This is a genomic window from Arthrobacter sp. 260 (assembly GCF_013116745.1).
Taxonomy (GTDB): Bacteria; Actinomycetota; Actinomycetes; order Actinomycetales; family Micrococcaceae; genus Arthrobacter_D.
Genome location: NZ_JABFOE010000007.1, coordinates 144,373 through 168,638, shown reverse-complemented (window position 1 = coordinate 168,638; position 24,266 = coordinate 144,373). Strand labels below are relative to the sequence as shown.

Sequence of the window (24,266 nt, the reverse complement as noted above, 5' to 3'; positions counted from 1 at the left end):
AGGGATCTGGCGCGGGAACAGGAAAGGACTAGACGTCCCGGGTGACCACTGCCTGCGCAAACGCGGTCAGTGCCTGCTTGACGATGCTTTCGGGCAGTGGCTCGAGGGCAGCGACGGCGTCGTCGGCCCACTGGTGAGCTACCGCCCAGGCTTCCTGGGTGGCCGGGTGGCCGCTGACTGCGGCGACGGCAGTGGCAAGCGCCTCGTCCGAGGTGAGGTCCCCATCCACCAGGTCCAGCACGGCCACGGCAGAGGCATCCCCACGGGACGCGGCCTGCCGGATCAGCAGGACAGGCAGGGTCGGCACGCCTTCGCGCAGGTCGGTGCCGGGCGACTTGCCCGAGGTGACCTTGACGCCCGTGACGTCGATGACGTCGTCGGCCAGCTGGAAAGCCACGCCGACCCGCTCACCATAGGCGAGCATGACGTCGATCGCCGACTGCGGCGCCTCACCAAACAGGGCACCCAGCTGGCCTGACGCGGCCACCAAGGAACCGGTCTTGTCGGCAATTACCGAGAGGTAGTGCTCCACGGGGTCTTCATCCTCGCGAGGGCCCACCGTCTCATGCAGCTGGCCCAGGCAGAGCCGCTCAAAGGTACGCGCCTGGATCCCGAGCGCCTGGCCACCCAGCTCCGATACCAGGATTGAGGCGCGGGCGAAGATCAGGTCACCGGTCAGGATGGCGACCGAGTTCCCCCACACCTCGTGCGCCGTCGGGGCGCCGCGGCGGTAGGGGGCAGAGTCCATGACGTCGTCGTGATAGAGCGTGGCCAGGTGGGTCAGTTCGACGACGACGGCGGCCTGGACCACCTCGGGGCGGCTGGAATCGCCGAGGTGGGAAGCGAGGATGGTCAGCAGCGGCCGGATCCGTTTGCCACCGGCTTCGACCAGGTGACGGCTGGTGGCGTCTGCCAGCGGGTCGGAGCTGGCGATCGCTTCACGCAGCTGCTTTTCCACCTTCGCGAGACAGGTGGAGACTGCCGGACCCAGGTCGGGATCGTCGGCGATCAGGGCGAAACCGGGCGGGAGCCGCAGGCCGGTGGCGATGGCCCCGGTGGCAGTATCGAGCTCGGCGCTGTCGGAGCGCGGGTGACCAGCGCTGGTCCAGCCGGGGTTCGCAGATTCAGTCACTGTCTAAGACTAACTAGTAGAGCGCGCGGAGCTGGCATGCGTCCGCGTGCGTGAATGGGATTGGTTGCTGACGGCAGGCACCAGCTGCTCCAGCAAGTGAATGACGCGGTCCTCGAAACCCTTGCCGCCGGTGTCAGTCAGGTTCGCGAGCATGCGCACAACGAAGCGCATCAGCACCGGAATGGGCATTCCGGTCCGGAGGGCCAACCGCAGGATGGCTGGCTTACCAATAAGCTGCGCGAAAATGGTGCCGAGGGTGAAGTGGCTGCCCCACAAACCCCGGAGGTGGGGCGCATAACCGGCCAGTACCTGGTCCCGGCCGAGGGGTGAGCGGACCTGCTCGGCATTGATGATGAACTCGGCGGCGTAGCGGGCCGACTCCATCGCATAGGAAATGCCTTCACCGTTGAACGGGGACACCATTCCCCCGGCGTCGCCCAGCAGCAACATTCCGGGGCTGTAGTGAGGAGTCCGGTTGAAGCCCATCGGCAGAGCGGCCCCACGGATCTCCCCTACCTGCTGCTCGGGGACAAAGCCCCATTCCGGGGGCATCCCGGCAGTCCAGTCCTTCAGGACCTGCTTGTAGTCGATCTTCCCGAACTCGGCCGACGAGTTCAGGATTCCGAGGCCCACGTTGGAGGTCCCATCCCCCACACCGAACACCCAGCCGTAGCCAGGCAGCGGGCGGCCGGTGGCGTCGGGCAGCTCAAGCCACCCTTCCATCCACGGGTCCTCGTGGCGAGGGGACGTGAAGTAGGTGCGCACCGCGACACCGAGCGGGCGGTCATCACGCTTCGCCAGTCCAAGACTGACGGCGGTGCGGGTCGAGTTACCGTCGGCGGCGAGGACGGTGTCGGCGTGGAACTTCCGGGTCTCCCCTGTTTTCCGACCGGCCGCATCAAGGATATTGACGACGACGCCTGTCACCCGTCCGGCGTCGTCCCGGATGGCTGAAGTGACTGAATGGCCCTCCAGGATGACCGCTCCGGCGGCGCGGGCGTGCTCAGCCAGTTCCTCATCGAAACCGAGCCGGGTGCGGACCAGTCCGTAGTCGGGAAAGTCGGTGAGTTCTGGCCAGGGCACCTCGACCGTTCGCCCGCCGGCCCGGAGCCGGAGCCCCACGTTGCGGCGCCAACCTGCCGTTTCCTCGTGCGGTAGTCCGAGCAGCTGGATTTCACGCACCGCGCGGGGGGTGAACCCGTCGCCACAAACCTTTTCCCGGGGGAAAACTGACTTTTCGACGACTGTGACGTCCACCCCGGCACGGGCCAGGTAGTAGGCAGCGGTCGACCCGGCGGGGCCAGCCCCGACTATCAGGACCGACACTTAGTTGGCTGGCCGTGCGCTGCGGCGGCGGATGCGCGCCTGGGCGGGTGCTGTGGCTGAAGAGTCCAGTGGCTTGGTGGCCCGGTGAACTGCCACAATCCCGCCGTTCAGGTTCCGGTAGGCCACGTTCTCCCAGCCGGCATCCGTGAGCCACCCGGCGAGCGCATCCTGGTCGGGCCAGGCCCTGATGGACTCGGCGAGGTATACGTAGGCGGTGGGGTTCGAACTGACCTTCGTGGCGATGGCGGGGAGGGCGCGCATCAGGTATTCGGTGTACATGGTGCGCCACAGCGGGACAGTCGGCTGGGAGAACTCAGCGATGACCAGTTTGCCGCCGGGCTTGGTGACGCGGAGCATCTCGGCGAGCGCCAGCTGCGGGCGGTGCACATTGCGCAACCCGAAAGAGATGGTCGTTGCGTCGAAGGAGTCATCGGCGAACGGGAGGTCGGTGGCGTCCCCGGCGATGAAGTCGATGTCCGGGCGGCGGCGTTTCCCCACCCGCAGCATGCCGAGAGAGAAATCACACGCCACCACATACACACCATTGTCAGCGTACGGCTCGCTGGAGGTGCCGGTGCCCGCCGCAAGGTCGAGGACCCGCTGGCCCTTCACAGCACCCACTGCCTCCACCACAATGCGGCGCCAGCGGTGGGTCTGCCCGAGGGACAGGACGTCGTTGACGACGTCGTATTTGGGCGCCACGTCGTCAAACATGGCTGCTACTTCTTCGGGACGCTTTTCCAGTGATGCACGGTTCACCCCTTCATTGTCTCAAACAATTGACAGGTCCCTAATCAATCGTCCATACGACCGGCTGCCATCGTCGCCTACCCTGACCAGACGGACCCGCTCCCGGGCAAGAGTAGGCTTGGAAATCATGAGCACCCCGTCCCCCATCGCGGTCGCGCCGCCGCTGACACCAGCGCACGGCCTCCGCAGCATCACCATCGAGCGGGGACAGCTCGACGACAGCACCGGACTCCTGGACTACGTGGTGCGGAACGACGTTCATACCTGGGTCCGCCGCGGCGACGGGCTGGTCGCGTTCGGCGAGACCGCCCGGTTTACCGCGACGGGACCGGGCCGGTTTGCCGAGGCCCAGGAGTGGTGGCGCACCGAACTCGCCGCAGCCGACGTCGTAAATCCGCTCAGCGTCCCCGGTTCCGGACTGGTGGCCTTCGGCTCATTCGCCTTCTCGAAGACCTCGGGGCATCCGTCCCGGCTGATCGTGCCGCGGATTGTGGTTGGCTGCCGTGACGGCCACAGCTGGCTCACCTACATCACCGACGACGCCGACGCGGAGCTGAGCGGGGCGGCAGCCGAGGCAGCGCTGGCCGAGTATCTGGACGAAACCGCCCTTGAACGGATTCCCGACGCTGCGGACCGGCTCACGTCAGGGATCCTCTCCGAGGAGCAGTGGATGACCGCGGTCGAGCAGGGTATCGAGCACATCAGGTCCGGCGAACTGAGCAAGCTGGTACTCGCCCGCGATGTCGTGGCAGAACTCGGGTCCCCGGTGGCCACGGCCCAGGTGCTGCGTGAGTTGGCCGTGAGGTATTCCGACTGCTGGACCTATTCGGTGGACGGACTGATCGGTTCGACCCCGGAAATGCTGATCAAGGTGGAGAACTCGACGGCGCGTGCCCGGGTACTGGCAGGCACACTTGACCGCAACAACGCGCCGGCGGATGACCCGGACTACGCACAGCGGGTCCTGGCCGGTTCAACTAAACAACTCCATGAGCACCAGATTGCAATCGACTCGCTGACCCAGCAACTGGAACCGTTCACCAGCTCGATGACCTCGCACAGTGAGCCCTTCGTGCTGGAACTCCCGAACGTCTGGCACCTGGCTTCCGATGTCACAGCTGAGCTGGAACCTGGGGCCGATGGGAGCGTGCCGACGTCGTTGGCCCTGGTCGGTGCACTGCACCCCACCGCCGCCGTTTGCGGCACCCCCACTACGGTGGCGGGTGCGTTGATCCGCGAATTGGAACACCTTGAGCGTGGGCCCTACGCCGGACCCGTCGGCTGGATGGACGCCCGCGGCAATGGGGAGTGGGGCATCGCGCTCCGTGGAGCTGTGATCGAGAGCCCCACCCGGGTGCGGATGTATGCGGGGTGCGGGATCGTCGCGGCCTCCAATGCTGCCGCAGAGCTGGCGGAATCCTGGAGCAAATTCCGGCCCATGATCGAGGCGCTGGGCATTCGCCGCTAGCATCAACTACTTCCTCGTCGGAGTTTCAGGTAGGTGAGCGAAACCTCATGGTTACCTATACGCAATAGTTGTAGCCTGTGATGCACATCTCGATGCGACTACACTGTGAAACGAAGTTTTTCCCGTCCACAAAAGAGGTAGTTGTATGTTTGCCAAGCGCTCAGCAGTTCCCAAAACCCTAGCCATTGCCGCGATCGGCGCGCTGGCCCTCAGCGCCTGTGGCGGCTCCGATGAGCCAGCTGCCGACGAGTCAGGCCTCGGCCTGGTCGCCGAAGGCTCCCTCACCGTGTGCTCGGACATCCCGTACGCACCCTTCGAATATGAAGAAGACGGCGAGTACGTGGGCTTCGACATGGACCTGATGCGCGCTATCGCCACCGGCATGGACCTCGAGCTTGAGGTAGTCGACGTTGGCTTCGACGGCCTCGCCAGTGGTGCAGTGCTGTCCGCCGGTCAGTGCGACATCGGAGCGAGCGCTATCACGATCACCGAGGAACGCGCGGAGAATCTTGCGTTCACCGAGCCCTACTACGACTCACTGCAGTCACTGCTGGTACCTGTCGATTCCGAGGTTGCCTCGATCGACGATCTGGCTGGCGAGTCCGTCGGTGTGCAGGCTGGAACCACCGGTGAGACCTACACCCGCGAGAACGTCCCCGCTGACACCGAGGTGGTGGCCTTCCCGAGCGACGCCGAGCTGTACTCAGCACTGCAGGCAGGAAATGTTGCGGCGATTCTTCAGGACCTCCCGGTGAACCTCGCCCACACTGAGGACGGCACCTACACGATCGCCGCCGAGTTCGAGACCGATGAGCAGTACGGCTTCGCGACCACCAAGGAAGGCAGCGAGGAGCTGCTGGCCGCCGTCAACGAGCAGCTCGCCGAACTGCGGGACAACGGCGAATACGACGAGATTTACAACACCTACTTCTCGGAGTAGAAACCCTGGTCCGGAACCCGCCACGGCAGCACTTCTCCAGCGCAGCCGTGGCGGGTTCCGTTTCGTAAGTCTTCTGAGAGAGATTGGCTCCCAAAGTGAAACGCTCAACCCGCAGACGCCTCACCCGCGGCGCACTGTATGCACTCTTCATCCTCGCCGTCGCCGTCGTCGTCGCGCTCGCTGACTGGGGGGCAATCCGAAGCAACTTCTTCGATGTGGATGTCGCTATTGAGGCGTTCCCCGAGATCCTCACGGTCGCTGCGAAGAACACCGTCCTGTATACGGCAATTGCTTTCGTCGGCGGACTTCTGCTCGGGCTGATCCTGGCACTGATGAAGCTTTCCCCAGTGTTGCCCTACCGCTGGGCTGCCACCGCCTACATTGAGCTGTTCCGTGGCCTGCCGGCACTGTTGGTGATCTTTGGGTTTGCCTTCGCGGTACCCATCGCCTTCGGGTGGCGGCCCCCGGGCGGCAGCGCAGGCGCTGGCCTGATTGCCCTGATCATCGTCTCCTCCGCCTACATCGCCGAGACCATCCGCGCCGGAATCGAGGCAGTCCCACCGGGCCAGGTGGAGGCTGCACGGTCCCTCGGGATGCACCCCTCCTGGACCATGATCTCCGTGGTCCTCCCACAGGCGTTCAGGATCATCACCCCACCGCTGACCAATGAACTGGTCATTCTCATCAAGGACACTTCCTTGCTGTTCATCGCCGGCATGGCACTGGGCGACCGCGAGCTGACCACCTTCGCCCGCGACATGGTGTCCTCTTCCGCCAACGCAACCCCGCTGGTGCTCGCCGCCCTGCTTTACCTGATCATTACCTTGCCGCTCACCCAACTGGTGGCCAAGCTCGAACGACACAACAAGAGAGGGCGGTGAGCGAGGTGACCGAACCAGCGCTCCGCAAAGGCGTGCCGGCCATTGAGGTCCGCAACCTGCACAAGAGTTTCGGTGACAACGAGGTCCTGAAGGGGATTGATTTCCATGTGGACCAGGGTGAGGTGGTCTGCGTCATCGGGCCTTCGGGCTCCGGCAAATCCACCCTCCTCCGCTGCGTGAACCGGCTGGAGGAGCCCACCAGCGGCACCATTATGGTGGAGGGCGTCGACATCACCGACGACGAGACGGACCTGGACAAGGTACGCACCCGCATCGGCATGGTGTTCCAGCAGTTCAACCTCTTCCCGCACCTGAACGTGACCCGCAACCTCACCCTGGCGCAGATTCGGGCGAAGAAGCGGAGCAAGTCCGAGGCAGGCGAAGTCGCTGCCCGCAACCTCGCCAAAGTGGGGCTGAAGGACAAGGCGACAGCGTTCCCGGCCCAGCTCTCCGGTGGCCAGCAGCAACGCGTGGCCATCGCCCGCGCGCTGTCGATGGATCCCGACATGATGCTGTTCGACGAGCCCACCAGTGCCCTGGACCCCGAGCTGGTCGGTGACGTCCTGGACGTGATGAAGCAACTCGCCAAGGACGGCATGACCATGATGGTGGTCACCCACGAAATGGGGTTTGCCCGGGAGGTTGGGGACCGGGTGGTGTTTATGGACGGCGGCGTAGTCGTTGAACAGGGCAAGCCGGAAGACGTCCTTGGCAACCCGCAGCATGAACGCACCCGCGAGTTCCTCTCCAAGGTCCTGTAGCCCGGCCCGCGTGCCGGGCCCCTAGCGGCGGACCCGAACGCGTGGGACGATAAGTCCATCTGACCCACCTACAGCGGGAATCCTCATGCCCTCACCCACCCGGCCCGCACGGCTTCGCGCCCGATTGATCAGCGTCGTCGCCCTCTGCTGTGCCCTCATGGGCGGGATGCTCACGGCCCAGCCCGCGACCGCTGCCCTTCCGGTGGGTGATCCCAACAGCTATCACGTGCTTGTGACCAAGTCCCGGCCCCTGAATCCGCTGAACTACATCGCCCCGGATCTGGTCTACTTTCCGGGAACGAACTATGTGATGCGCAGTGCCGTTTCGGCGAATCTTTCGAACCTCTTCGCCGGCGCACGCAACGCTGGAGCCCCCCTGAGCGTGGTGAGCGCATACCGCTCCTACGATGAGCAGGCGGCCCTCTACAACTACTACGTGTCGATCTATGGCCAGGCGGTCGCTGACACCCTTTCAGCGCGACCCGGGCACAGTGAGCACCAGACGGGACTCGCCGTCGACGTCGGGAACGCCAACGGGTCGTGTGGGTTGGGTTCCTGCTTCGGCGACACTCCGGGCGGCCGGTGGGTCGCGGCCAATGCGTACAAATACGGGTTCATCATCCGCTATCCAGACGGTTACCAGTCCACCACCGGGTACACCTATGAACCCTGGCACCTGCGGTATGTAGGACGACCCTTGGCCACCGAGATGAAAACCCGTGGCTTTCCAACCCTTGAGCACTGTTTCAACGGCTCCAATCCCTCGATCAAGAGCCCCACGGATCTCACCACAGTCGATTCATCAGGGAAGCTGTGGAACTATCCGGCGAACTGGTCCGGGGGGCTTGCCAAACGATCCCTGGTCGGTAGCGGCTGGGTGGGCCTGAAGGCCGGATTCGCCACCGACTGGAACGCAGACGGAGTCCAGGACATCCTCGCCCAGTGGCAGGACGGTCGGCTGACCCTCTACCGCGGACTCCGCGGGGGCGGGTTCCAGGCGCCGATCCGGATCGGGACCGGGTGGGCGAACCACGAGATCACCGTGGGTACCTGGTGGCGCGGAAGCACATACCCCTCAGTTGTCGCCAAGGACAGTGCTGGGCGGCTCTGGCATTACGCCAACAACACCGGCGGGGCCCTGTCTTCACAGGCACGAGGGCAAATCGGATCAGGTTGGCAGAACCTGCGGATCACACTCGCCGACTACGACCGTGACGGCAACCAGGACGTCCTCGGAACCCGCACCACCGGCGAACTCGTGCTCTACCGGTCGGATGGGAAGGCCAGGTTCATTTCCGAGAGCCGAAGGACGATTGGCTCTGGCTGGCAGCATATCGAAAGCGCCCGCGCCGTCTCGGGATTCCAGGGACCGGGCTCCTACGGGCTGACCGCCCGCACCAGCTCGGGAGCCGTCAAGCACTACCCGATAACCCCCCGCGGGTGGGGTGGCTCCTTCACCGTCGGCACTGGATGGCAGAACTACCAGCAGTTCCGGTAGGTCTGATCCGGCGCCCTCTCCTCTGGCAGGCGACGCCGTCCGGTTAGACGACCCGGGAAACGCTCGCCTTGATCGATCCGTGAAGCGCACGGAGATTGGCGCGGTCCGCCCGGACCTCGATGATGGAGCGGCCCTCGATGGCTGGTTCCAGTGCCGCTTCCAGGGCAGCAACCGAGTCAACGAGGGTATGCCGAACACCATAGCCGTGGGCCAGCGCGCCGAGATCGGCTGTGTGAGGGGTTCCGAAGAGCCGTTCGACCACCCCGCTATGACGTTCAAGGTTCTCCTCCGCGCCGTGTTCGAGGAGCCCAAATATTCCTCCGCCCGCGTCGTTGAGCACCACGATCTGCAGGTCGGCCTCCTCCTCGCCCGGTCCGAGCAGCAACCCCCCGGCGTCGTGCAAAAACGTCAGGTCTCCCACGAGCAGCCGGGTCGGGATACCGGTGGCGAGCGCCACTCCGGTGGCGGTTGACAGGGTCCCGTCGATGCCGGCGAGGCCTCGGTTGGCGTACACCTCGAGCGGGTGCCAGCCCGGGGAAGCAATCAAGTCGGCGTCCCGGATCGGGTTGGAGGATCCCAGAACCAGGTTGCCGTCGGTGTGTTCCCAGACAGCATCGGCCACATGGAGGCCGTTCAGTGCGCTGCGCTCCGCAATCAGTGAACGGACAGCGGCGTCGGCGTGTGTTCCAGCGGCCAGCCAGCGTTCCAACCAGCCGGGTTCGCCCGTCCCGGCGAACTGCAGCAGGTCGGCAAGGGTGGTGATGATCTCTTCGCGGCGCCGTCCTTCTTCGAACCAGGCCACCGGTCCGGGAAGGTAAAGGGCCTGGGCGATGTCGGTACGGGCCAGCAGTGCCGCGACCGGCCGGGAGAGCGTGGGGCGCCCGAAGACGACCACCCGTTCGATGTCGGCTCCCAGATGCTCAAGGAGCAGCCGGTACTGGGCGACGGCGTTCGGTCCGAAGCGGGCGTTTGAGGAGGGCTCGGCCAGGAGCGGTAGGCGCAGGTGCTGCGCGACGACGGCAGCCAGCTCGCCGGCACCGTGGCCGGCAACCACCACGGTGCGGGCCGGCGGTGCCGGGGTCATTTGGGTCCTGCGCGAGAGGACGCGTTCGGCTAACGCCACCTCGCCCCCGTCAGGCAGTGCGCCGCCGTCGGGCAATGCGCCGCCGGAAATGGAAGCGGCGGCCGGGGCGGGGGCAACAACAGGGGCCGCAGTGGCGTCGGGGACCAGCGGGTCGCGGAAGGCGAGATTCAGCTGGACCGGACCCCTCGGCCCAGACGCGCCCTGAGCCTCGGCGAGGGCCCGCGCCACAAACGGCGAAGGATCAGTACCGGCTGGAACGTCGAGAGCGCACCTGACATGGACGCCGTAGAGACCGATCTGGTTGGTGGTCTGGTTGGCGCCGCTCCCCCTGAGCTCGCTGGGCCTGTCCGCAGACAGCACCACCAGCGGCACGGCGGCGTGATTGGCCTCCATCACGGCTGGCAACAGCTCCCCCACGGCGGTGCCCGACGTCGTCAGGACCGCTACCGGCGCCTGCGATCCCAGGGCGAGGCCGAGAGCGGTGAACCCTCCCACCCGTTCATCAATCCTCACGTGCAGCCGGAGCGCACCAGCCGCTTCTGCCTCGGCGAGCGCGTAGGCCATCGGCGCGCTCCGTGATCCGGGCGCGACGACGACGTGGCGCACGCCGGCGGCGGTCAGCGAGGCAACCGCCAGCCGGGCGGCGTCGATGGAATTCAGCTGCTGGTTCACGCCTCCATCCTCACACAACCCCATCAGCCCCAGAGCCACCTGAATCGGGATGGCCTGGAGCTACTGGCGAGGGGTTGCTAGGAGCGGCCCTTCGCGTCCCGTCCGCCGCGGTGGTCGTCCCGGCGAGGCCTACCCTGTCCACGTCCCCGGCCCCGCGGCTTGTCGTTGCCGGGAAGGACCTGCACCACTGACGGCCGGGGTATTGCGGCATCCCCTCGGCGGGGGTCGCTGCCCGCGGCGACATAGTCCGGGAAGAGGGAGGTCTGGTTTCCCCAGACGCCGTTTTCCCCTGGATGCTGGACGGCGACGAACACGTGCTTGTCCTTGTCCCTGATGATCGGCCCGCAGGTTTCGCTGTCCCGCGGGACAGCGAGGAACTGTTCCACCCTGCCGCGGTCCTCACCGTCGAGCGTGACCTGGAACAGCCCGTCGCAGTACCCGATGGTGCCGGGTTGCCCGTCAGTGGAGATCCACAGGTTCCCCACCGAGTCGAATGCCAGGTTATCTGGGCACGAGATGGGCGACACCTTGTTCGCCGGGAAGCCGCTGAAGTACACGGTGGGGTCGTTGGCTGGGTCGCCGCAGACCAGGAGCAGGTTCCAGGTGAAACGGGTTGCCGTCTGGTCTCCACCGCGCTCGGTAATCTCGATGACGTGACCGGTGCGGTTCCCGGTGCGGGGATTCGCTTCGTCAGCAACTGCATTGGCTCCGACCCCGCGGTTGGTGTTGTTGGTGCACGCCACATACACCTTGCCGGTCAACGGGTTCGGCTCCACATCCTCGGCACGGTCCATCTTGGTGGGACCCACCTTGTCCGCCGCGAGCCGGGTATACACGGCCACCTCCGCGGCACTCATCCCGGGCACCGCTGACTTGTTGTTGACGATCAACGGCAGCCACTCGCCGACGCCGTCGAACGCCCCGTCAGTGGGCACTGCGCCCGAGCCATCAATCTCGGGTGTCGAGTTGCCCTGGAACCGGGCAACATACAGAGACCCCTCAGAAAGCAGCGTCATGTTTTTCCGCCGGGCGGCTGGCGTCCCGGCGGTTTCCATCCGGTTCTTGGACACAAACTTGTACAGGTAGTCGAAACGCTCGTCGTCGCCGGAGTAAGCGACCACCCGTCCGTCGGCGGCCACCGAGACGTTCGCGCCCTCGTGCTTGAAGCGGCCCAGCATTGAGTGCTTCTTCGGCGTCGAGGTCCTGTCGAACGGGTCCACCTCAACGATGTAGCCGAAACGGTTGGTCTCGTTCGCGTAGCCGGCGTTGCGGGTATCCAGCCGCGGTTCGTCAATTTCCCAGCCGCGGGCGGTCGGCGCCGCGGTGAGGCCGTAGCGCCGGTCCGATGCGCTGGTACCGGGGCTCACGAAATAGCCGTTGAAGTTCTCCTCCCCCGACAGGATGGTCCCCCACGGGGTGGTGCCGCCCGCGCAGTTGCCCAAAGTGCCGAGGATGGTGCGGCCGGCGGGATCGTCGATGGTTTTGACCAGTTCGGATCCGGCCGCGGGACCGGTCAGCTCGTAGGGGGTATCCAGCAGGAAGCGACGGTTCAACGGTGCCCCCTGGACGTACTTCCAGGGCTTGGACGCATTGTGGCGTTCCAGTTCGACGACCGTCAGCCCGTGCGCTGCGCGGCCGATCCCGCGCACCTCGGCGGCGGGCAGGCTGGGCGGGACCATGATCGGCTCGTTGGTGTACTCGTGGTTCACGAACATGACGGCCCGCTTGCCCTTGCTGCCGGGCAGGTCAAGGATCTCGGTGTAGTCGCAGTTGTACCCGAACTGGAGCTCCTGAGCGGCTTCGGACTGGTTGAAGACGTCGAACGCCGGGGAGCTGCGGAACAGGGGGTCGCCCCAGCGGATGATCGGCCGCCAGGTGAATCCTTTGGGCACGGTGAAGTCGTCCACCAGTGCGTCGACGGGGCGGATCGGCGTGAACTTGAGGTTGCTGCGGAGACCGCGCCGCTGGACGGCGACGGCGGGGGCCAAGGGTTGGCCGGGCGCCTGCAGCGGGGTGGACGCCTGGCCGCCGACGATCAGGGCCAACGCCCCGACTGCTCCCACCCCGAGGACGTTCCGGCGTGAGAATTCGGACGAGGCAATGTCCCGGAAGTAACTGTTGTCGGTGGTGTTGCAGACAGCCGAGGCGCAGGCGTTGTCGCACTTCAGCGCGCAGGTCACCGGGCTGCGCTTCCCGTTGGTGTGGCCCAGCATGGGCAGGAAACGCTTCTTCGTGTCAGTCATGGGGTGCCTTCCAGCAGCGGAGGGAGAGAGCCGCTCCTACCCTGACCCGGCCAGGCAAACTCCACGGACCGTCCAGATGGCCAGCAGATGAATTTCTTCGAACGTCGGTTCAACCGGGGTTCTGGCTGAGAAGCGAGGCTACCCGGTCCAGCCGGTCCAGCCACCAGGCCGTCCGCTGCGGATCGGCGGCATACCGGTCCAGCAACTCCTCGGACACGTCCACCTGCCCCACGGGCAGCCATCCGCGGTCGGGCACCAGCGACGTCGCGGTGACATCCCCGTGCATCAGGGTCACGGTGCCGAGTCCGCAGGCATAGGGCAACTCCGGGAGGGCCGCAGCGAGGGCTACGCCGGCGCTGATCCCCACCGAGGTATCCAGCGCTGAGCTCACGACGGCGGGAAGCCCGGCCTGCGCCACGATGTCGAGCACCCGCCGCACTCCGCCCAGGGGCGCTGCCTTAATCACCAGCAGATCGGCGGCATCCTCCCTGGCGACGCGCAACGGGTCGGATTCCTTGCGGACCGATTCGTCTGCAGCAATCAAGACCGGGGCTCCGCGACGGCGTAGTTCAAGCCTGACCTCCCGCAAGCCGCTGATGTCCATCACCGGCTGCTCAGCGTATTCGAGGGAGTGCCCGGCGAGGGCTGTGAGCGCGGTGATCGCAGCCGGGACGGTCCAGCCGCCGTTCGCGTCGACCCGCAACCCCGCGGTGGGGAGCAGTCTGCGCACCTCGGCCACCCGGGACAGATCGTCGTTAAGGCTCTGGCCCTTCTCCGCGACCTTGACCTTGACGGCGGTGACCGGGCCGAAGCGGTCCAGCACCGATTCCACTTCCGCTGCCGGGACGGCGGGGACTGTGGCGTTGACCGCCACCCGTTGCCGCACCGGTTCCGGGAAGCCCTCCCAACCGGCTTCGATGGCGCCTCGGAGCCAGGCTGCCGATTCGGCGTCGTCGTATTCGGGGAAGGGGCAGAACTCCCCCCAGCCGGCAGGACCCCGCACCAGCAGGGCCTCGCGGTGGCTGACCCCGCGGAACTTCACCCGCATGGGGATTGACACCACCCGGGCGGAGGAGCGGAGGTCGGCGGCTGGGACGAGTGTGCTCACGCGTTCAGGTTACGCGACGGACCGGTAACCGCCGGATGGGGTCACGAGACAGGCCGCAGGGCAGACTGCACCGCTATCAGGTCCGGGCCGTACTGGCGGTCGTACCGTTCCTGGAGAGTTCCGTCGTCGTACACCACAGTGACAAACAGGTAGCCGTTGAATACTGACGATGTGAGCATCCTCTCGTCGGCTTCGAACAGTTCCACCTGCAGTCGCTCCAGTTCCGCCTGCTCCCCGATCCCGGGGTTGGCCGGATCCATCCGGGGATCAATGTCGGCGAGGGGGTCGTAGAGCGATAGCGGGATCGGGTCGCCGGTGCGGGTAAAAGCGGTTCCGTCCCACGTTCCCTGCACCGCGTAGGACCCCCAGGTCACCCCAGAAGCGGTTTCGGACTGCTCCACCGCGAGCCAATCCCAGCCGAGGAGCTCCGATCCGGAACACTGGGGCGGATAGGACTCGGCCACAGCGCCGAGACACAACTGCGGCGGCGCCTCCCCCTGCTGGAGCACGGTGCCCTGCGCGAGAACCTCACCCGGGGCCGCGATACCCCACGCGTCACCCGCCGAGGGCACATCTGACGACGGCGAAGAAGACGGCGACGGGGACGAGCCCGGGGAGTTGGCTACCGGTGAATCAGGACTGGTCGAACCCGGCACTCCCACCGCCCCGCACCCGACGAGAGCCACGGCGATCACAGCCGCCGTAGCAACCGGCAAAGCCGACCTCGCCAGCGACGTCGGCCGGAGCGCACGATGCCGTGTCATGGACTCATTGTCCCGGCTCCGTTCCACAACTGGATCCCCGCAAGATCACAATTGGATTGCAGAAGTGCGGCGCGCATGTGGAAGTCTTGCAGTGTGAGCTCCCGGCAATCAACTAACTCCTCCACGCGGCAACCACGGGCCGCGCGGAACCCAGCCCTGTTTCTGCTGGGTTCGTTGTTGTGCGCCGTTGCGTTGGGCTGGACCTATTGGGCGTTTGTGCGGACCAGCACCGGGCAGTTCGCCGACGAGTCCGCCTGGCGGGAGGCGGGGTTCGCCGCACCCGACTCGCAGCAACCGTTCCTGCAGTTCCTGGACAGTCTGCCTGCCCTGTCGGTGCTGATTGCAGCTGGCGTGATCCTCTTTGTCACCCTGCGCCGACACCGGTGGCCGGCGGCAGTGATCGCGCTGGGCACCATCGTTGGAGCCAATCTGACCACCCAGCTCCTGAAGAATTTCCTGCTGGACCGCCCGGATCGTGGCGTGCCAACCCTTGATTTCAACTCGTTGCCGTCCGGGCACACCACCCTCGCCGCATCGGCTGCAGCCGCCATCTTCCTCGTGGTCACACCGCGCTGGCGGCCGTTGGCGGCCGCAGTTGGGGGCACCTACGCGGTGGCAGCAGGCGCAGCGACTTTCCTGAACCTCTGGCATCGCCCGGCGGACGCGGTGGCCGCTTTCCTGGTGGTCGGTGCGTGGACACTCCTCGGAGGGCTGCTCACCATGCGGTTCGGCAATGCCTGGAACGTGTGGGATGGGTTCGGTGAGCACTGGGCGGCGTCGAAGCTGTGGCTGACATTCTGCTGGGCGGCAGGGGTCGCGGGCCTCGCTCTCGGGGTGATTCTCTACCTGTACGTGCAGATGATTGGTCCCGCCCCGGTCCCGGGGACAGCACGAATCCCTCTCTTCTTCTGGTCGGGGCTGTCAATGATTGTGGGGGTCGGGTTCACGCTCAGCGCCGCTGCCGGATGCCTGTTCGGCCACCAGGCGCGGCGCCGGGAAGCCTGAGCCAGCGCCTTCTGGTTGGTTCCACAGCTAGTTCCTTGCGATCGCCGTCGGCCGGTGCGGCGGAATCCAGAACCAGAGGACTAAAGCCGCGAGCACACCGAGACCTCCGGTAGCCCAGATACCCGCCGAGAGCGTGGCGATGGCCGTGACCCCCGCGAGAATTCCGGGACCGGTCATGGTGCCGATGTCGCTGAGTAGCCGCCAGATCCCCAGGAATTGTGGACGGCCGGGGTTCGGGGAGAAGTCGGCTCCGAGCGTCATGACGATGCCGGACCCGATTCCGTTGCCGAACCCGATCAGCAGGGCCACCAGCAACAGTCCGACGGCGTCGGCTGTGAAGGGCAGCAGGATCAGGGCGATCCCCATGATCACCATGCAGGGCACGGCGACCCAGCGGCGTCCTTTGACGTCCATCAGTTTCCCGGCGGGGTAGAAGATCAACATGTCGATGGCCCCTGACAACCCGTAGATCAGGGCAGTGGTGGTGACGTCGAGTCCGATGTCCTGGGCCCAGAGCGGAAGCACCGCCTGCCGGGTGGCCCGGATCGCGGCAATCAGCAGCACGCCGATGCCCACAGTCGCGAACACCCGCCGATGGGAACGCAGGATTGACCGGACCGTCGGCGCCGCAGGTGCTTGGCCCATCACGCCTTCAATCCCTGTGGGCCCGGTCATGGCCAGCCGACCGGGCGCAGCCAGTTCCGGAACCCGGCTGCTCAGCACCGCAGCCAGGAGGGCCGCCCCGGCGCCTACCCAGTAGGCGCCAGCGAGACCAGCGGAGCTCATCGCCAGGGCTGCCGCAAAAGGACCAAGGAACACCCCGATCCGGGTCACTCCGCCCAGGGTGGAGAGTGCGCGGGCCCGGAAGTGGATGGGGACTACTTCCGTGAGGTAGCTCTGACGCGCCAGGCCGAACACTGCGCCCGCCATGCCGACCATGAAAATAGCTGCCGTGAAGACGGCAAGGTTGGGGGCCAGCAACCCCAGCACCATTGCGGCAGAGCACCAGAGTGACGCCCCCACCAGCGCGCGTCGTTCGCCGAACCGGGTGGCAATCAGTGTCGCCGGCACGTTGGTGACCAGCGAGCCGATGCCGGTCAGCGTGATCACCAGGGCCGCAGTGGCAATGTCGGCTCCCAGGCTGCGCGCCGACAGCGCGATGACTGGCAGGATGGCACCGGTCGCCACACCATACAGGAGGGAGGGGCCGTACGCGCCGACGGCGATCGACTTGAGGTTGAACGATTCGGCCGGCACGGTCCTACTGTAGTCACCGGCGCCGTTCGCCCCGTTATCGATCAGCCCTCGTGTGTGCGCCGCCCCACAAGAATCATCCCGACGACGGCGAGGACTCCTGCCGCCCCCTCAGCTACCGCGCTGAGTGCCTTCTCGAAGAACCAGATCGGCTCGTACATCGCGGGGATGGGCCCAATGGCGGGCAGTTGGACGTAGGTCGACACCACCACGGCTGCGAAGGCCGATAAAGCCACTACCGCGGCAATGAGGTAGGACAACCGGCTTCCTCTGAGCAGGACGTAGAAGGCAGCCAGCACCGCCGCTGCTGCCTGCAGCCGGAACAGTGTGCCGCCGCCCATGCCCCCTGGATACGCGATCTGATAATTGGCGGCGAGCTGCACATGGACGAAGGCATCGATTGCCAGTCCGATGGCGATGGCCACACGGAGACCGACCAGGACCGGGCGGTTGCGCGCGAGTACGCGGTTGCTCACCCTTCGACGACCAGTGTGCTGATCATGCCTGGGTGTGGCGTGCAGTGGAAGGCGTACTCTCCCGCGTCCTCGGGTGCTGTGAAGGTGACAGTCTCGTTGGGGCCGAAGACTGAATCGAACAGGCCTTCCTCATCCGAGGTGACAGTGTGGCCAACAGAATCATTGTTGATGACTGTCACTTCGGCGCCTGGAGCCACCGGCCCTGAAACTTCGTACTCAAAGTCAGTAATGGTGATGACCACCTCTTCAGCCGCCTCGGCCGGGGTTTCAGCTGACTCGGTGGTCTCGGCTGGCGCGGTGGCTGGACTGGAAGTCGCCGGAGCGCTGGTGGCCGTCTCGGGCTCGGCGGCTGGAGTGCCCGTGGTGTCGGACGCCCCACACCCGGCGACGCCGACCAGGGCGACGGCCAACAGGATGCCTGCGACGGGATGGTTGATTTTCATGATGTACCCTCCGGACGATTCCTGCCGACCCCCGGATGGATCCGGTGGGCGGCAGGCGTTGAAATCATAGTGTCATATGAACTTCGTCACAGATAGGCCAGCGGATTGTCCTCCTCCTGCCTTTGACTGGACCAGGGCCAGCCAGGATCAGGGGGTGGCGCTCTGGTGCCACTTCCAGTGCGCGAGGGTGCGCAGCCGGATCAGCAGGGCCCGGGACTGTTCGGGACCGTAGGGAAGGATGGGGATGGCCTTCGTCATGTCCACGGACGCCTCGTCCATCGCTACCTTGGTGACCCGGACGGCGGTTCTCATCTTGTACAGCTGGGCCGTGACGAACTCAACCCCTACCGGGTCGCCGTGGCCCGGAACAAACACATCGTAGAGGTCCTCCAGCGCCGCGATTTTCCCTAGCGTGCGGATCCAGTCCGCCGGGTAGGAGTCTTCGAATCCCGGGTCTGCCCCCTCTTCGACCAGGTCACCGGTGAACAGCACATTGCCCGCTCCCACCAGGAGATCGTTGTCAGTGTGGCCGCGACCCAGGTGGAACAGGGTGACGGAGATTCCACCCAGGTCCAGGTCCACAGGGCTGCCTTCCACCAGCCGGTTAGCCGGATGAATCGCTGTGTGCGGGCCGGTGTCGTCGGCCATGTCAGGTTCAAGCTCGGCGGCAAGCCCCCGCTGTTGCTCGCCCGTCTGGGCGAGGTCCTCGGCGCACCGCACGGTTGCCCAGATATCCTCGACGCCGTGGGCCGCAAGATAGGCGTTGCCGAACACGTGGTCGAAGTGCGAGTGGGTGTTCACCGCGGTTACCGGGAGATCCGTCAGCTCGCGGACCGCGTCGAGGATGCGGGCTGCCTGGCCGGGTCCCGCGCCGGTATCGATCACCAGGGCACGTTCCGTACCGATCACCAGCCCCGGGTTCATGCCGTAGCCGGCATCGCGGAGGATCCACGTCTGGGGGCCCACGCTCCGCCATCGGGAGTCAGGGTCAACTTCATGCATATCGGACATGGATTCCTCTCAACTACTGTCGCTGCGCACTGCGTCGTGCGGGCATTTACGAGCCGGGGCGGCCACCGGGTGTCAGGACTGCCTGCACCGGGGCGTGATCGGACGGCCACGCACCACCGTACCGGGTGACGTTGATTCCCGCTCGCTGCACGCTGAAGTCTTCGGTTGCAAGGATCCAGTCGATGCGTTTGGTACCCCGTTGCGGTTTCCCATAGTGGGGGAAGGTGCCCCACTGCTCGGTGAGCTGGCGGTTCGCCGCTCGCCAGGTGTCCGCCAGCCGACCTCCCTCGGTGAGAACGTCATAGGCTCCGGAGGGGGCATCGACGTTGAAATCACCCATCACGATCCCCGGCAGTTTCGTGTCCTGCACCAGATGACGCAGGGTGTCGGCGGAATAGAGGCGGGAACGCTTCGACAGGTGGTCGAGGTGCGTGTTGATGACTGTGAACTCCTGTCCGGAGCGGAGGTCGCTGAACACGGCACGGACAGCGATCCGGGGAATCCGGTTGCCCCACGAGGTGGAACCGGGAACGGTCGGAGTGTTGGAGAGCGCCAGCTGCTCCCAGTCGAGCAGGGAAAGCCTGCTCCGGTCATAGAACAGTGGGCACTGCTCGCCCTGCCCGTCGGCGTTCCTCCCGCGACCGATCCCCGTGTAGGTGGACCCGAGCCCTGACTGCACTGCATCCAACTGGACGGGGAGCGCTTCCTGCACACCGAGCAGGGTGGGCCGCTCGTCCTGGAGCAGGCGGGTCACCAACGGCGCGCGGACTGCCCAGGAGTCACGGTGCCCGGGGCGCAGATGCGGCATCGACCGGCGGATGTTGAAGGTCATCACGTGGTAGTCAGGGGCAGCCACCGGACCGATCAGCGGCGTGGTTGCCGCCCGGCCGCGCGCTTCAGAGGTCCGCAAGCACTGTGCCTGGATTCTCAATCGCGTCCGCTACGTACCTCAGGAAGCCACCGGCTACCCCGCCGTCGCACACCCGGTGGTCGAAGGTCAGGGTGAGTTCGGTGATCTTCCGGACGGCCAGCTCGCCGCCGACTACCCACGGGCGGTCGATGATCCGCCCGATGCCAAGGATCGCGGCCTCCGGATGGTTGATGATCGCGGCACTGCCATCCACACCAAACACGCCGTAATTGTTCAGGGTGAAGGTGCCAGAGGTCAGTTCGGCGGGGGTTGCCTTTCCTTCCCGGACGACGGCGGTGAGCCGCCGGATTTCGGCGTCAAGCCCGCGGGCGCTGAGGGTGTCGGCGCGCTGCACACAGGGCACCATCAGTCCGCGGGGCGTTTGGGCTGCGATCCCGAGATTCACCCCGTCAAACCCGAGGATCTCCTGGCCTCCTGTCTCGTCGGTGACAATTCGGGTGTTCAGCTCCGGGTATTTCGCCAGCCCTGCCGTCACGAACCGCGCCACGAAGGCGAGCAGGCCTGGAGTGCTGTCAGGGTTGGTGCGTTTCAGGGAGGCGCGCAGGTCCATCAGTGCCGTGGCGTCGACGTCCACCCACACCGTTGCTTCGGGAATCTCGCGGCGGCTGCGCGCCATGTTGTCGGCAACCGTCTTGCGCACTCCCTTCACGGGCGTGCGGGTGCTGATTCCCAGACCGGATTTACGGTCCGTAACGGCTTCGGCAGCAGGGCCGGCAGGTGCGGTGTCGGGTACGGGAAGAGCCGTGTTGGCTCCGCCGTCGGACGTCGGCTGAGCCGCAGATCGGCTGAGGTGTTGCTCCACGTCCCGGCGCAGCACCATGCCGTCAGGGCCCGAGCCGGTGAGGTCGGACGCCCGGAGCCCCGCGTCCCGCGCGAGTTTCCGCACCAGCGGGGAAATGAAAAGGGGCGCCTGGCGAGCGGGTGCCTCGTCAGCTGCGGCGCTGGCTGCGACGGCCGTGGGCTCCGAACCTGCGGGGCGTGCCGCACTCTGGTGCTTGGGACGTCGCCGTCTCCCGAAGGCGAGCCCTCCGGGGGTGCCGTAGCCGATCAGAACATTTCCCGAACCCTCATCGGGTGCCGGTGCAGCCACGGGTTCGCGGTTCTGGGGCGGGGTGATCCCGGCACGCTCTTCTTCCCGGTAGGTCTCTTCGGCCGCCGTCGGCACCGTGACACCGGACTGACCCGCGGGGCGGACGGAGATGAGCGGTCTCCCGACGTCGATGGTTTCGCCAGCGCGGCCGTGGAGCTTCTCGACCACTCCCGCGAACGGAGAGGGCACCTCGACGACTGACTTGGCGGTTTCCACCTCGGCGATGGCCTGGTCCACGACGACGACGTCGCCCTCGGCGACCAGCCAGTTCACCAGTTCCGCCTCGGTCAGGCCCTCACCGAGGTCGGGGAGGTTGAAGACCTTCAGCTGCGTGCCCGGCGCGGCTGCACTGGCGGTAGTAGCGCTCACGCCTGATCCTCCCACTGCAGTTCATCGACGGTGTCAAGGATACGGTCAACGCTGGGCAGGAAGAAGTGTTCCAGCTTCGGAGACGGATACGGCACGTCGAACCCGGTGACCCGGCGCACGGGGGCTGCCAGCGAATGGAAGCAGCGCTCCTGGATGCGGGCCACGATCTCGGCCGCGACGGACGCGAACCCGGGCGCTTCGGCGATCACCACAGCCCGCCCCGTCTTACGTACGCTCGCGCAGACCGTTTCGTCGTCGAACGGGACGATTGACCGTACGTCGATGACCTCGAGCGAACGACCCTCCTCAGCCGCTGCGGCAGCGGCGGCCATCGCGGTGGGCACCGATGGCCCGTACGCGACCAGGGTCGCATCAGTGCCGGCGCGGGCCACCACGGCCCGGCCGATGCTCGGCGCCGCGGTGCTGGCTTCGAAGGTCTCCTTCAGTTCCGCCAGGTCCAGCACTTCCTTGGACCAGTAGAGCTTCTTCGGCTCCAGGAAAACCACCGGATCCGGGTAGCTGATTGCTTCGCGCAACATCGTATAGGCGTCCCTGACCGTTGCCGGGGCGAGGACGGTAAGGCCCGGGGTGTGGGCGTAGTAGGACTCGGAGGAGTCACAGTGGTGCTCGACACCGCCGATGCCCCCGGCGTAGGGGATGCGGATGACAATCGGCAGTTTGACCTTGCCCTTGGTGCGGTTCGGCATCTTGGCGACATGACTGACCACCTGCTCAAAAGCCGGGTAGGCGAAAGCGTCGAACTGCATCTCGACGACCGGCCGAATTCCGTTCATCGCCATCCCGACGGCCATTCCCATGATCCCCGCCTCAGCGAGCGGCGTATCGAAACAGCGGCCGGTGCCAAACCGGGCAGTGAGACCATCGGTAATCCTGAACACGCCACCCAGCGCTCCGACGTCCTCGCCGAACATGACAACTGAGCTGTCGGCTTCCATCGCGTCGGCGAGTGCTGCGTTGAGGGCCTTGGCGAAGGTGACCGGCCCAACGGTGCGAGCCTCGGCAGCCCGCTCCGGCCCGTTCAGCACTCCGGCTGGCGGCCCGTCCGGCAGCTCCGTCCCCGGGTCGATCACCCGTTCGGTTGTATCGGTCATGGTGTCACTTCCTCGGAGGACTGTTCGCGGCTGAGTTCCCCGCGCAGGAGGTCCGCCTGTTCGCGCAGCTGGCTGGTCTTTTCGGTGAACACATAGTTGAACAGGTCCTCGGGGTTGACCACCGGGTCGGTATTCAGCCCGTCCCGGAGCGTCGCGGCCATCTCCTCTGCCGCCGCAGCAATGCGGGTCTCACCGTCGTCGTCAAGCACTGCCAGGTCCCGCAGATAGGTGCGCATGCGGCTGAGCGGGTCTTTGGGGATCCACTTCTCCACATCGTCCTGGGAGCGGTAGCGCGACGGGTCGTCGGCGTTGGTGTGGGCCTGCATCCGGTACGTGTGAGCTTCGACCAGCGTCGGTCCGCCACCGGCGCGGGCCCGGGTCACTGCCTTCCCGAGCACTGAGAGGAGGGCGGCGAGATCGTTCCCGTCCACCCGCTCACCCGGCATGCCGTACCCGATCGCCTTGTGCGCGAGGGACGGCGCAACGGTCTGCGACTTCAGCGGCACCGATATGGCGTACTCGTTGTTCTGGATGAGGAAGACCACCGGGACGTGGAAGACTGCAGCGAAATTCAGTGCCTCGTGGAAGTCCCCCTCGCTGGTGGCTCCGTCGCCGCAGAGGGCCAGTACCACTGTGTCTTCGCCCCTGAGTTTCGCCGCGTGGGCCACCCCCACAGCATGGAGCAGTTGCGTGGCCAGCGGAGTGGCCTGGGTGGCTACCTTGTGTTCCAGGGGGTCATAGCCGGAATGCCAGTCGCCGCGCAGGAGGGTGAGCACCTCCATCGGGTCGACTCCACGGGTGATCACAGCGACGGTGTCGCGGTAGGTAGGGAACAGCCAGTCCTGGTGATCGAGGACGACGGCGGCAGCTACCTGGCAGGCTTCCTGTCCATGGGAGGAGGGATAGACGGCCATCCGGCCCTGCCGGACCAGGGCGTTTGCCTGATCGTTGATTCGTCGACCGACCACTAGCTTGTGATACGCGGCGAGGAGGCTCTCGCCGTCCGGCAGCGGGTAGGACTCGTTGGGAGTGTGAACTCCGTTGGGGTCCACGAGTTGGACGGGCGTCGCCGAGGGGAGCATGGCTGCTTCGGCGGATTCCTGCTGGTCCGATGTCCTTGCGGTGCCGGGTGCCCTGTTGGTGCCGGTCGAGATGGTCATGTCCGCCTCCGTCATCCCGCCCGGTAGGGCGGTTGCTCTGCTGATCCGGGGCACCCAGGGGATGCTGTGCGCTGGATACTGTGTAGTCCAATTATGGTCTGGGGTAACTATTCGTATCTACCAATGGCTAAAGTTCTGGACTTTCATCTGCGAACGCCATACTGTTGTGGACGAATTGCTAGTGTGAGCTGCATTACGCAGGAAGGTGTAGACAAATGGTGGACCAACCCTTGGACGAAGTAGATCGGCGCATCCTTGCGGAGCTCACCAGGGATGGCCGGTTGTCAGTGACCGCCGTTGCCGAGAATGTCCACATTTCACGGGCCCATGCCTACTCCCGCATCGCCCGCCTCACCGAATCCGGGGTCCTGACCAAATTCACGGCTCTCATTGACCCCATCAAAGCCGGTCTTCGGTCCTCCGCCTACGTCACTCTCAAGGTGCAGCAGCATGCGTGGCGGGAGTTGCGCGAGCAACTACGGCTGATCCCCGAGATCCACCACATCGCCTTGGTCGGCGGAGACTTCGACGTCATCCTGCTGGTACGAGCCGAGGACAATGTGGGCCTCCGACGCGTCATTTTTGATCAGCTCCAGTCCATGCCCGGGGTGATGGATACACAGACTTTCCTGGTTTTCGAGGACATTGACACTCGGTGACCTGCGGGACTTTTGCGACTGCTATGTGGGACCACAAAGGATCTGGCGTGGCCAAGGAGCGATCCTGACTGGTGGTGACATCCCGTTCTGAATGTCACCCTCCCCCATGAGACGCTGCGGAACCGCCCC

The 24,266-nt window shown here is 65.8% G+C and carries 22 protein-coding genes; 7 read left to right on the top strand and 15 right to left on the bottom strand.

Features of this window, described 5'->3' with window-relative positions; genetic code table 11:
- Window positions 1-28: 28 nt before the first annotated feature.
- Genes HMI57_RS10085 through HMI57_RS10075 form a run of 3 tightly spaced genes read right to left on the bottom strand, consistent with a single transcriptional unit; the run spans window position 29 to window position 3,217 of the window.
- A complete protein-coding gene (locus tag HMI57_RS10085) occupies window positions 29-1,132 on the bottom strand; it encodes a polyprenyl synthetase family protein (RefSeq protein ID WP_171585872.1) in 1,104 nt (367 codons plus the stop codon).
- Between the two features lie 9 nt (window positions 1,133-1,141).
- A complete protein-coding gene (locus HMI57_RS10080; protein WP_171585871.1) occupies window positions 1,142-2,458 on the bottom strand; it encodes a geranylgeranyl reductase family protein in 1,317 nt (438 codons plus the stop codon).
- Window positions 2,459-3,217, bottom strand: a complete 759-nt coding sequence (locus HMI57_RS10075; protein WP_171585870.1) for a demethylmenaquinone methyltransferase — start codon at window positions 3,215-3,217, stop codon at window positions 2,459-2,461. It abuts the gene before it with no gap.
- Between the two features lie 118 nt (window positions 3,218-3,335).
- On the opposite strand from HMI57_RS10075, the gene HMI57_RS10070 reads away from it, so the two are divergent.
- The 5 genes from HMI57_RS10070 to HMI57_RS10050 all read left to right on the top strand — a co-directional run bounded on the left by HMI57_RS10070 (window position 3,336) and on the right by HMI57_RS10050 (window position 8,756).
- On the top strand, window positions 3,336-4,676 hold the full coding sequence (locus HMI57_RS10070; RefSeq protein WP_216607307.1) for an isochorismate synthase: 1,341 nt from the start codon (window positions 3,336-3,338) through the stop codon (window positions 4,674-4,676).
- Window positions 4,677-4,821: 145 nt separating this feature from the next.
- Window positions 4,822-5,616: a transporter substrate-binding domain-containing protein gene (locus HMI57_RS10065; RefSeq protein WP_171585869.1), complete on the top strand. Its 795-nt coding sequence runs from the start codon at window positions 4,822-4,824 to the stop codon at window positions 5,614-5,616.
- A 95-nt stretch (window positions 5,617-5,711) separates the two neighbouring features.
- Entirely contained in the window at window positions 5,712-6,497 is a 786-nt protein-coding gene (locus HMI57_RS10060; RefSeq protein WP_171585868.1) for an amino acid ABC transporter permease, read from the top strand.
- Window positions 6,494-7,258, top strand: coding sequence for an amino acid ABC transporter ATP-binding protein (locus HMI57_RS10055; RefSeq protein ID WP_318779158.1), 765 nt, complete (start codon window positions 6,494-6,496; stop codon window positions 7,256-7,258). Before HMI57_RS10060 ends, HMI57_RS10055 begins: the two co-directional genes overlap by 4 nt.
- A gap of 85 nt (window positions 7,259-7,343) precedes the next feature.
- Window positions 7,344-8,756: a D-alanyl-D-alanine carboxypeptidase family protein gene (locus HMI57_RS10050; RefSeq protein ID WP_228721039.1), complete on the top strand. Its 1,413-nt coding sequence runs from the start codon at window positions 7,344-7,346 to the stop codon at window positions 8,754-8,756.
- 43 nt (window positions 8,757-8,799) lie between these two features.
- Here the strand turns inward: HMI57_RS10050 and menD are convergent, their stop codons facing one another.
- The 4 genes from menD to HMI57_RS10030 form a co-directional block, all read right to left on the bottom strand.
- The gene (menD, locus tag HMI57_RS10045; RefSeq protein ID WP_346655184.1) at window positions 8,800-10,512 is read right to left on the bottom strand and encodes a 2-succinyl-5-enolpyruvyl-6-hydroxy-3-cyclohexene-1-carboxylic-acid synthase; all 1,713 of its coding nucleotides are present in this window, start codon (window positions 10,510-10,512) and stop codon (window positions 8,800-8,802) included.
- 77 nt (window positions 10,513-10,589) lie between these two features.
- On the bottom strand, window positions 10,590-12,755 hold the full coding sequence (locus tag HMI57_RS10040; RefSeq protein WP_171585866.1) for a PhoX family phosphatase: 2,166 nt from the start codon (window positions 12,753-12,755) through the stop codon (window positions 10,590-10,592).
- 109 nt (window positions 12,756-12,864) lie between these two features.
- Window positions 12,865-13,863 (bottom strand): o-succinylbenzoate synthase, encoded by a 999-nt coding sequence (locus HMI57_RS10035; RefSeq protein WP_171585865.1) that lies wholly within the window; start codon window positions 13,861-13,863, stop codon window positions 12,865-12,867.
- Window positions 13,864-13,904: 41 nt separating this feature from the next.
- Window positions 13,905-14,627, bottom strand: a complete 723-nt coding sequence (locus tag HMI57_RS10030; RefSeq protein ID WP_171585864.1) for a hypothetical protein — start codon at window positions 14,625-14,627, stop codon at window positions 13,905-13,907.
- A gap of 93 nt (window positions 14,628-14,720) precedes the next feature.
- Here HMI57_RS10030 and HMI57_RS10025 point away from each other — a divergent pair, with 93 nt between their 5' ends.
- Window positions 14,721-15,632, top strand: a complete 912-nt coding sequence (locus HMI57_RS10025; RefSeq protein ID WP_171585863.1) for a phosphatase PAP2 family protein — start codon at window positions 14,721-14,723, stop codon at window positions 15,630-15,632.
- Between the two features lie 27 nt (window positions 15,633-15,659).
- Here HMI57_RS10025 and HMI57_RS10020 read toward each other — a convergent pair whose 3' ends face one another.
- The 8 genes from HMI57_RS10020 to pdhA all read right to left on the bottom strand — a co-directional run bounded on the left by HMI57_RS10020 (window position 15,660) and on the right by pdhA (window position 23,400).
- Complete coding sequence (locus HMI57_RS10020) at window positions 15,660-16,889, bottom strand: MFS transporter (protein WP_171585862.1); 1,230 nt, start codon at window positions 16,887-16,889, stop codon at window positions 15,660-15,662.
- Between the two features lie 41 nt (window positions 16,890-16,930).
- Entirely contained in the window at window positions 16,931-17,362 is a 432-nt protein-coding gene (locus HMI57_RS10015) for a hypothetical protein (RefSeq protein WP_171585861.1), read from the bottom strand.
- Window positions 17,359-17,805, bottom strand: a complete 447-nt coding sequence (locus tag HMI57_RS10010; RefSeq protein WP_171585860.1) for a cupredoxin domain-containing protein — start codon at window positions 17,803-17,805, stop codon at window positions 17,359-17,361. The genes HMI57_RS10015 and HMI57_RS10010 overlap by 4 nt, the downstream gene beginning before the upstream one ends.
- A 147-nt stretch (window positions 17,806-17,952) precedes the next feature.
- Window positions 17,953-18,816: an MBL fold metallo-hydrolase gene (locus tag HMI57_RS10005; protein WP_228721038.1), complete on the bottom strand. Its 864-nt coding sequence runs from the start codon at window positions 18,814-18,816 to the stop codon at window positions 17,953-17,955.
- Window positions 18,817-18,862: 46 nt separating this feature from the next.
- The gene (locus HMI57_RS10000) at window positions 18,863-19,726 is read right to left on the bottom strand and encodes an endonuclease/exonuclease/phosphatase family protein (RefSeq protein WP_228721037.1); all 864 of its coding nucleotides are present in this window, start codon (window positions 19,724-19,726) and stop codon (window positions 18,863-18,865) included.
- Window positions 19,713-21,206: a dihydrolipoamide acetyltransferase family protein gene (locus tag HMI57_RS09995; RefSeq protein WP_346655183.1), complete on the bottom strand. Its 1,494-nt coding sequence runs from the start codon at window positions 21,204-21,206 to the stop codon at window positions 19,713-19,715. The genes HMI57_RS10000 and HMI57_RS09995 overlap by 14 nt, the downstream gene beginning before the upstream one ends.
- A complete protein-coding gene (locus HMI57_RS09990) occupies window positions 21,203-22,318 on the bottom strand; it encodes a transketolase C-terminal domain-containing protein (protein ID WP_225667961.1) in 1,116 nt (371 codons plus the stop codon). The genes HMI57_RS09995 and HMI57_RS09990 overlap by 4 nt, the downstream gene beginning before the upstream one ends.
- Window positions 22,315-23,400: a pyruvate dehydrogenase (acetyl-transferring) E1 component subunit alpha gene (pdhA, locus tag HMI57_RS09985; RefSeq protein ID WP_228721047.1), complete on the bottom strand. Its 1,086-nt coding sequence runs from the start codon at window positions 23,398-23,400 to the stop codon at window positions 22,315-22,317. The genes HMI57_RS09990 and pdhA overlap by 4 nt, the downstream gene beginning before the upstream one ends.
- A 293-nt stretch (window positions 23,401-23,693) precedes the next feature.
- Between pdhA and HMI57_RS09980 the strand changes: the two genes are divergently transcribed.
- Window positions 23,694-24,137, top strand: a complete 444-nt coding sequence (locus HMI57_RS09980) for an Lrp/AsnC family transcriptional regulator (protein ID WP_171585855.1) — start codon at window positions 23,694-23,696, stop codon at window positions 24,135-24,137.
- Window positions 24,138-24,266: the final 129 nt, after the last annotated feature.

Bases quoted from the DNA above. Each gene is read 5' to 3' on its own strand.
- HMI57_RS10070 (WP_216607307.1), top strand. From the start codon at position 3,336: ATGAGCACCCCGTCCCCCATCGCGGTCGCGCCGCCGCTGACACCAGCG.
- HMI57_RS10065 (WP_171585869.1), top strand. From the start codon at position 4,822: ATGTTTGCCAAGCGCTCAGCAGTTCCCAAAACCCTAGCCATTGCCGCG.
- HMI57_RS10050 (WP_228721039.1), top strand. From the start codon at position 7,344: ATGCCCTCACCCACCCGGCCCGCACGGCTTCGCGCCCGATTGATCAGC.
- HMI57_RS10040 (WP_171585866.1), bottom strand. From the start codon at position 12,755: ATGACTGACACGAAGAAGCGTTTCCTGCCCATGCTGGGCCACACCAAC.
- HMI57_RS10030 (WP_171585864.1), bottom strand. From the start codon at position 14,627: ATGACACGGCATCGTGCGCTCCGGCCGACGTCGCTGGCGAGGTCGGCT.
- HMI57_RS10010 (WP_171585860.1), bottom strand. From the start codon at position 17,805: ATGAAAATCAACCATCCCGTCGCAGGCATCCTGTTGGCCGTCGCCCTG.
- HMI57_RS10005 (WP_228721038.1), bottom strand. From the start codon at position 18,816: ATGTCCGATATGCATGAAGTTGACCCTGACTCCCGATGGCGGAGCGTG.
- HMI57_RS09990 (WP_225667961.1), bottom strand. From the start codon at position 22,318: ATGACCGATACAACCGAACGGGTGATCGACCCGGGGACGGAGCTGCCG.
- pdhA (WP_228721047.1), bottom strand. From the start codon at position 23,400: ATGCTCCCCTCGGCGACGCCCGTCCAACTCGTGGACCCCAACGGAGTT.
- HMI57_RS09980 (WP_171585855.1), top strand. From the start codon at position 23,694: ATGGTGGACCAACCCTTGGACGAAGTAGATCGGCGCATCCTTGCGGAG.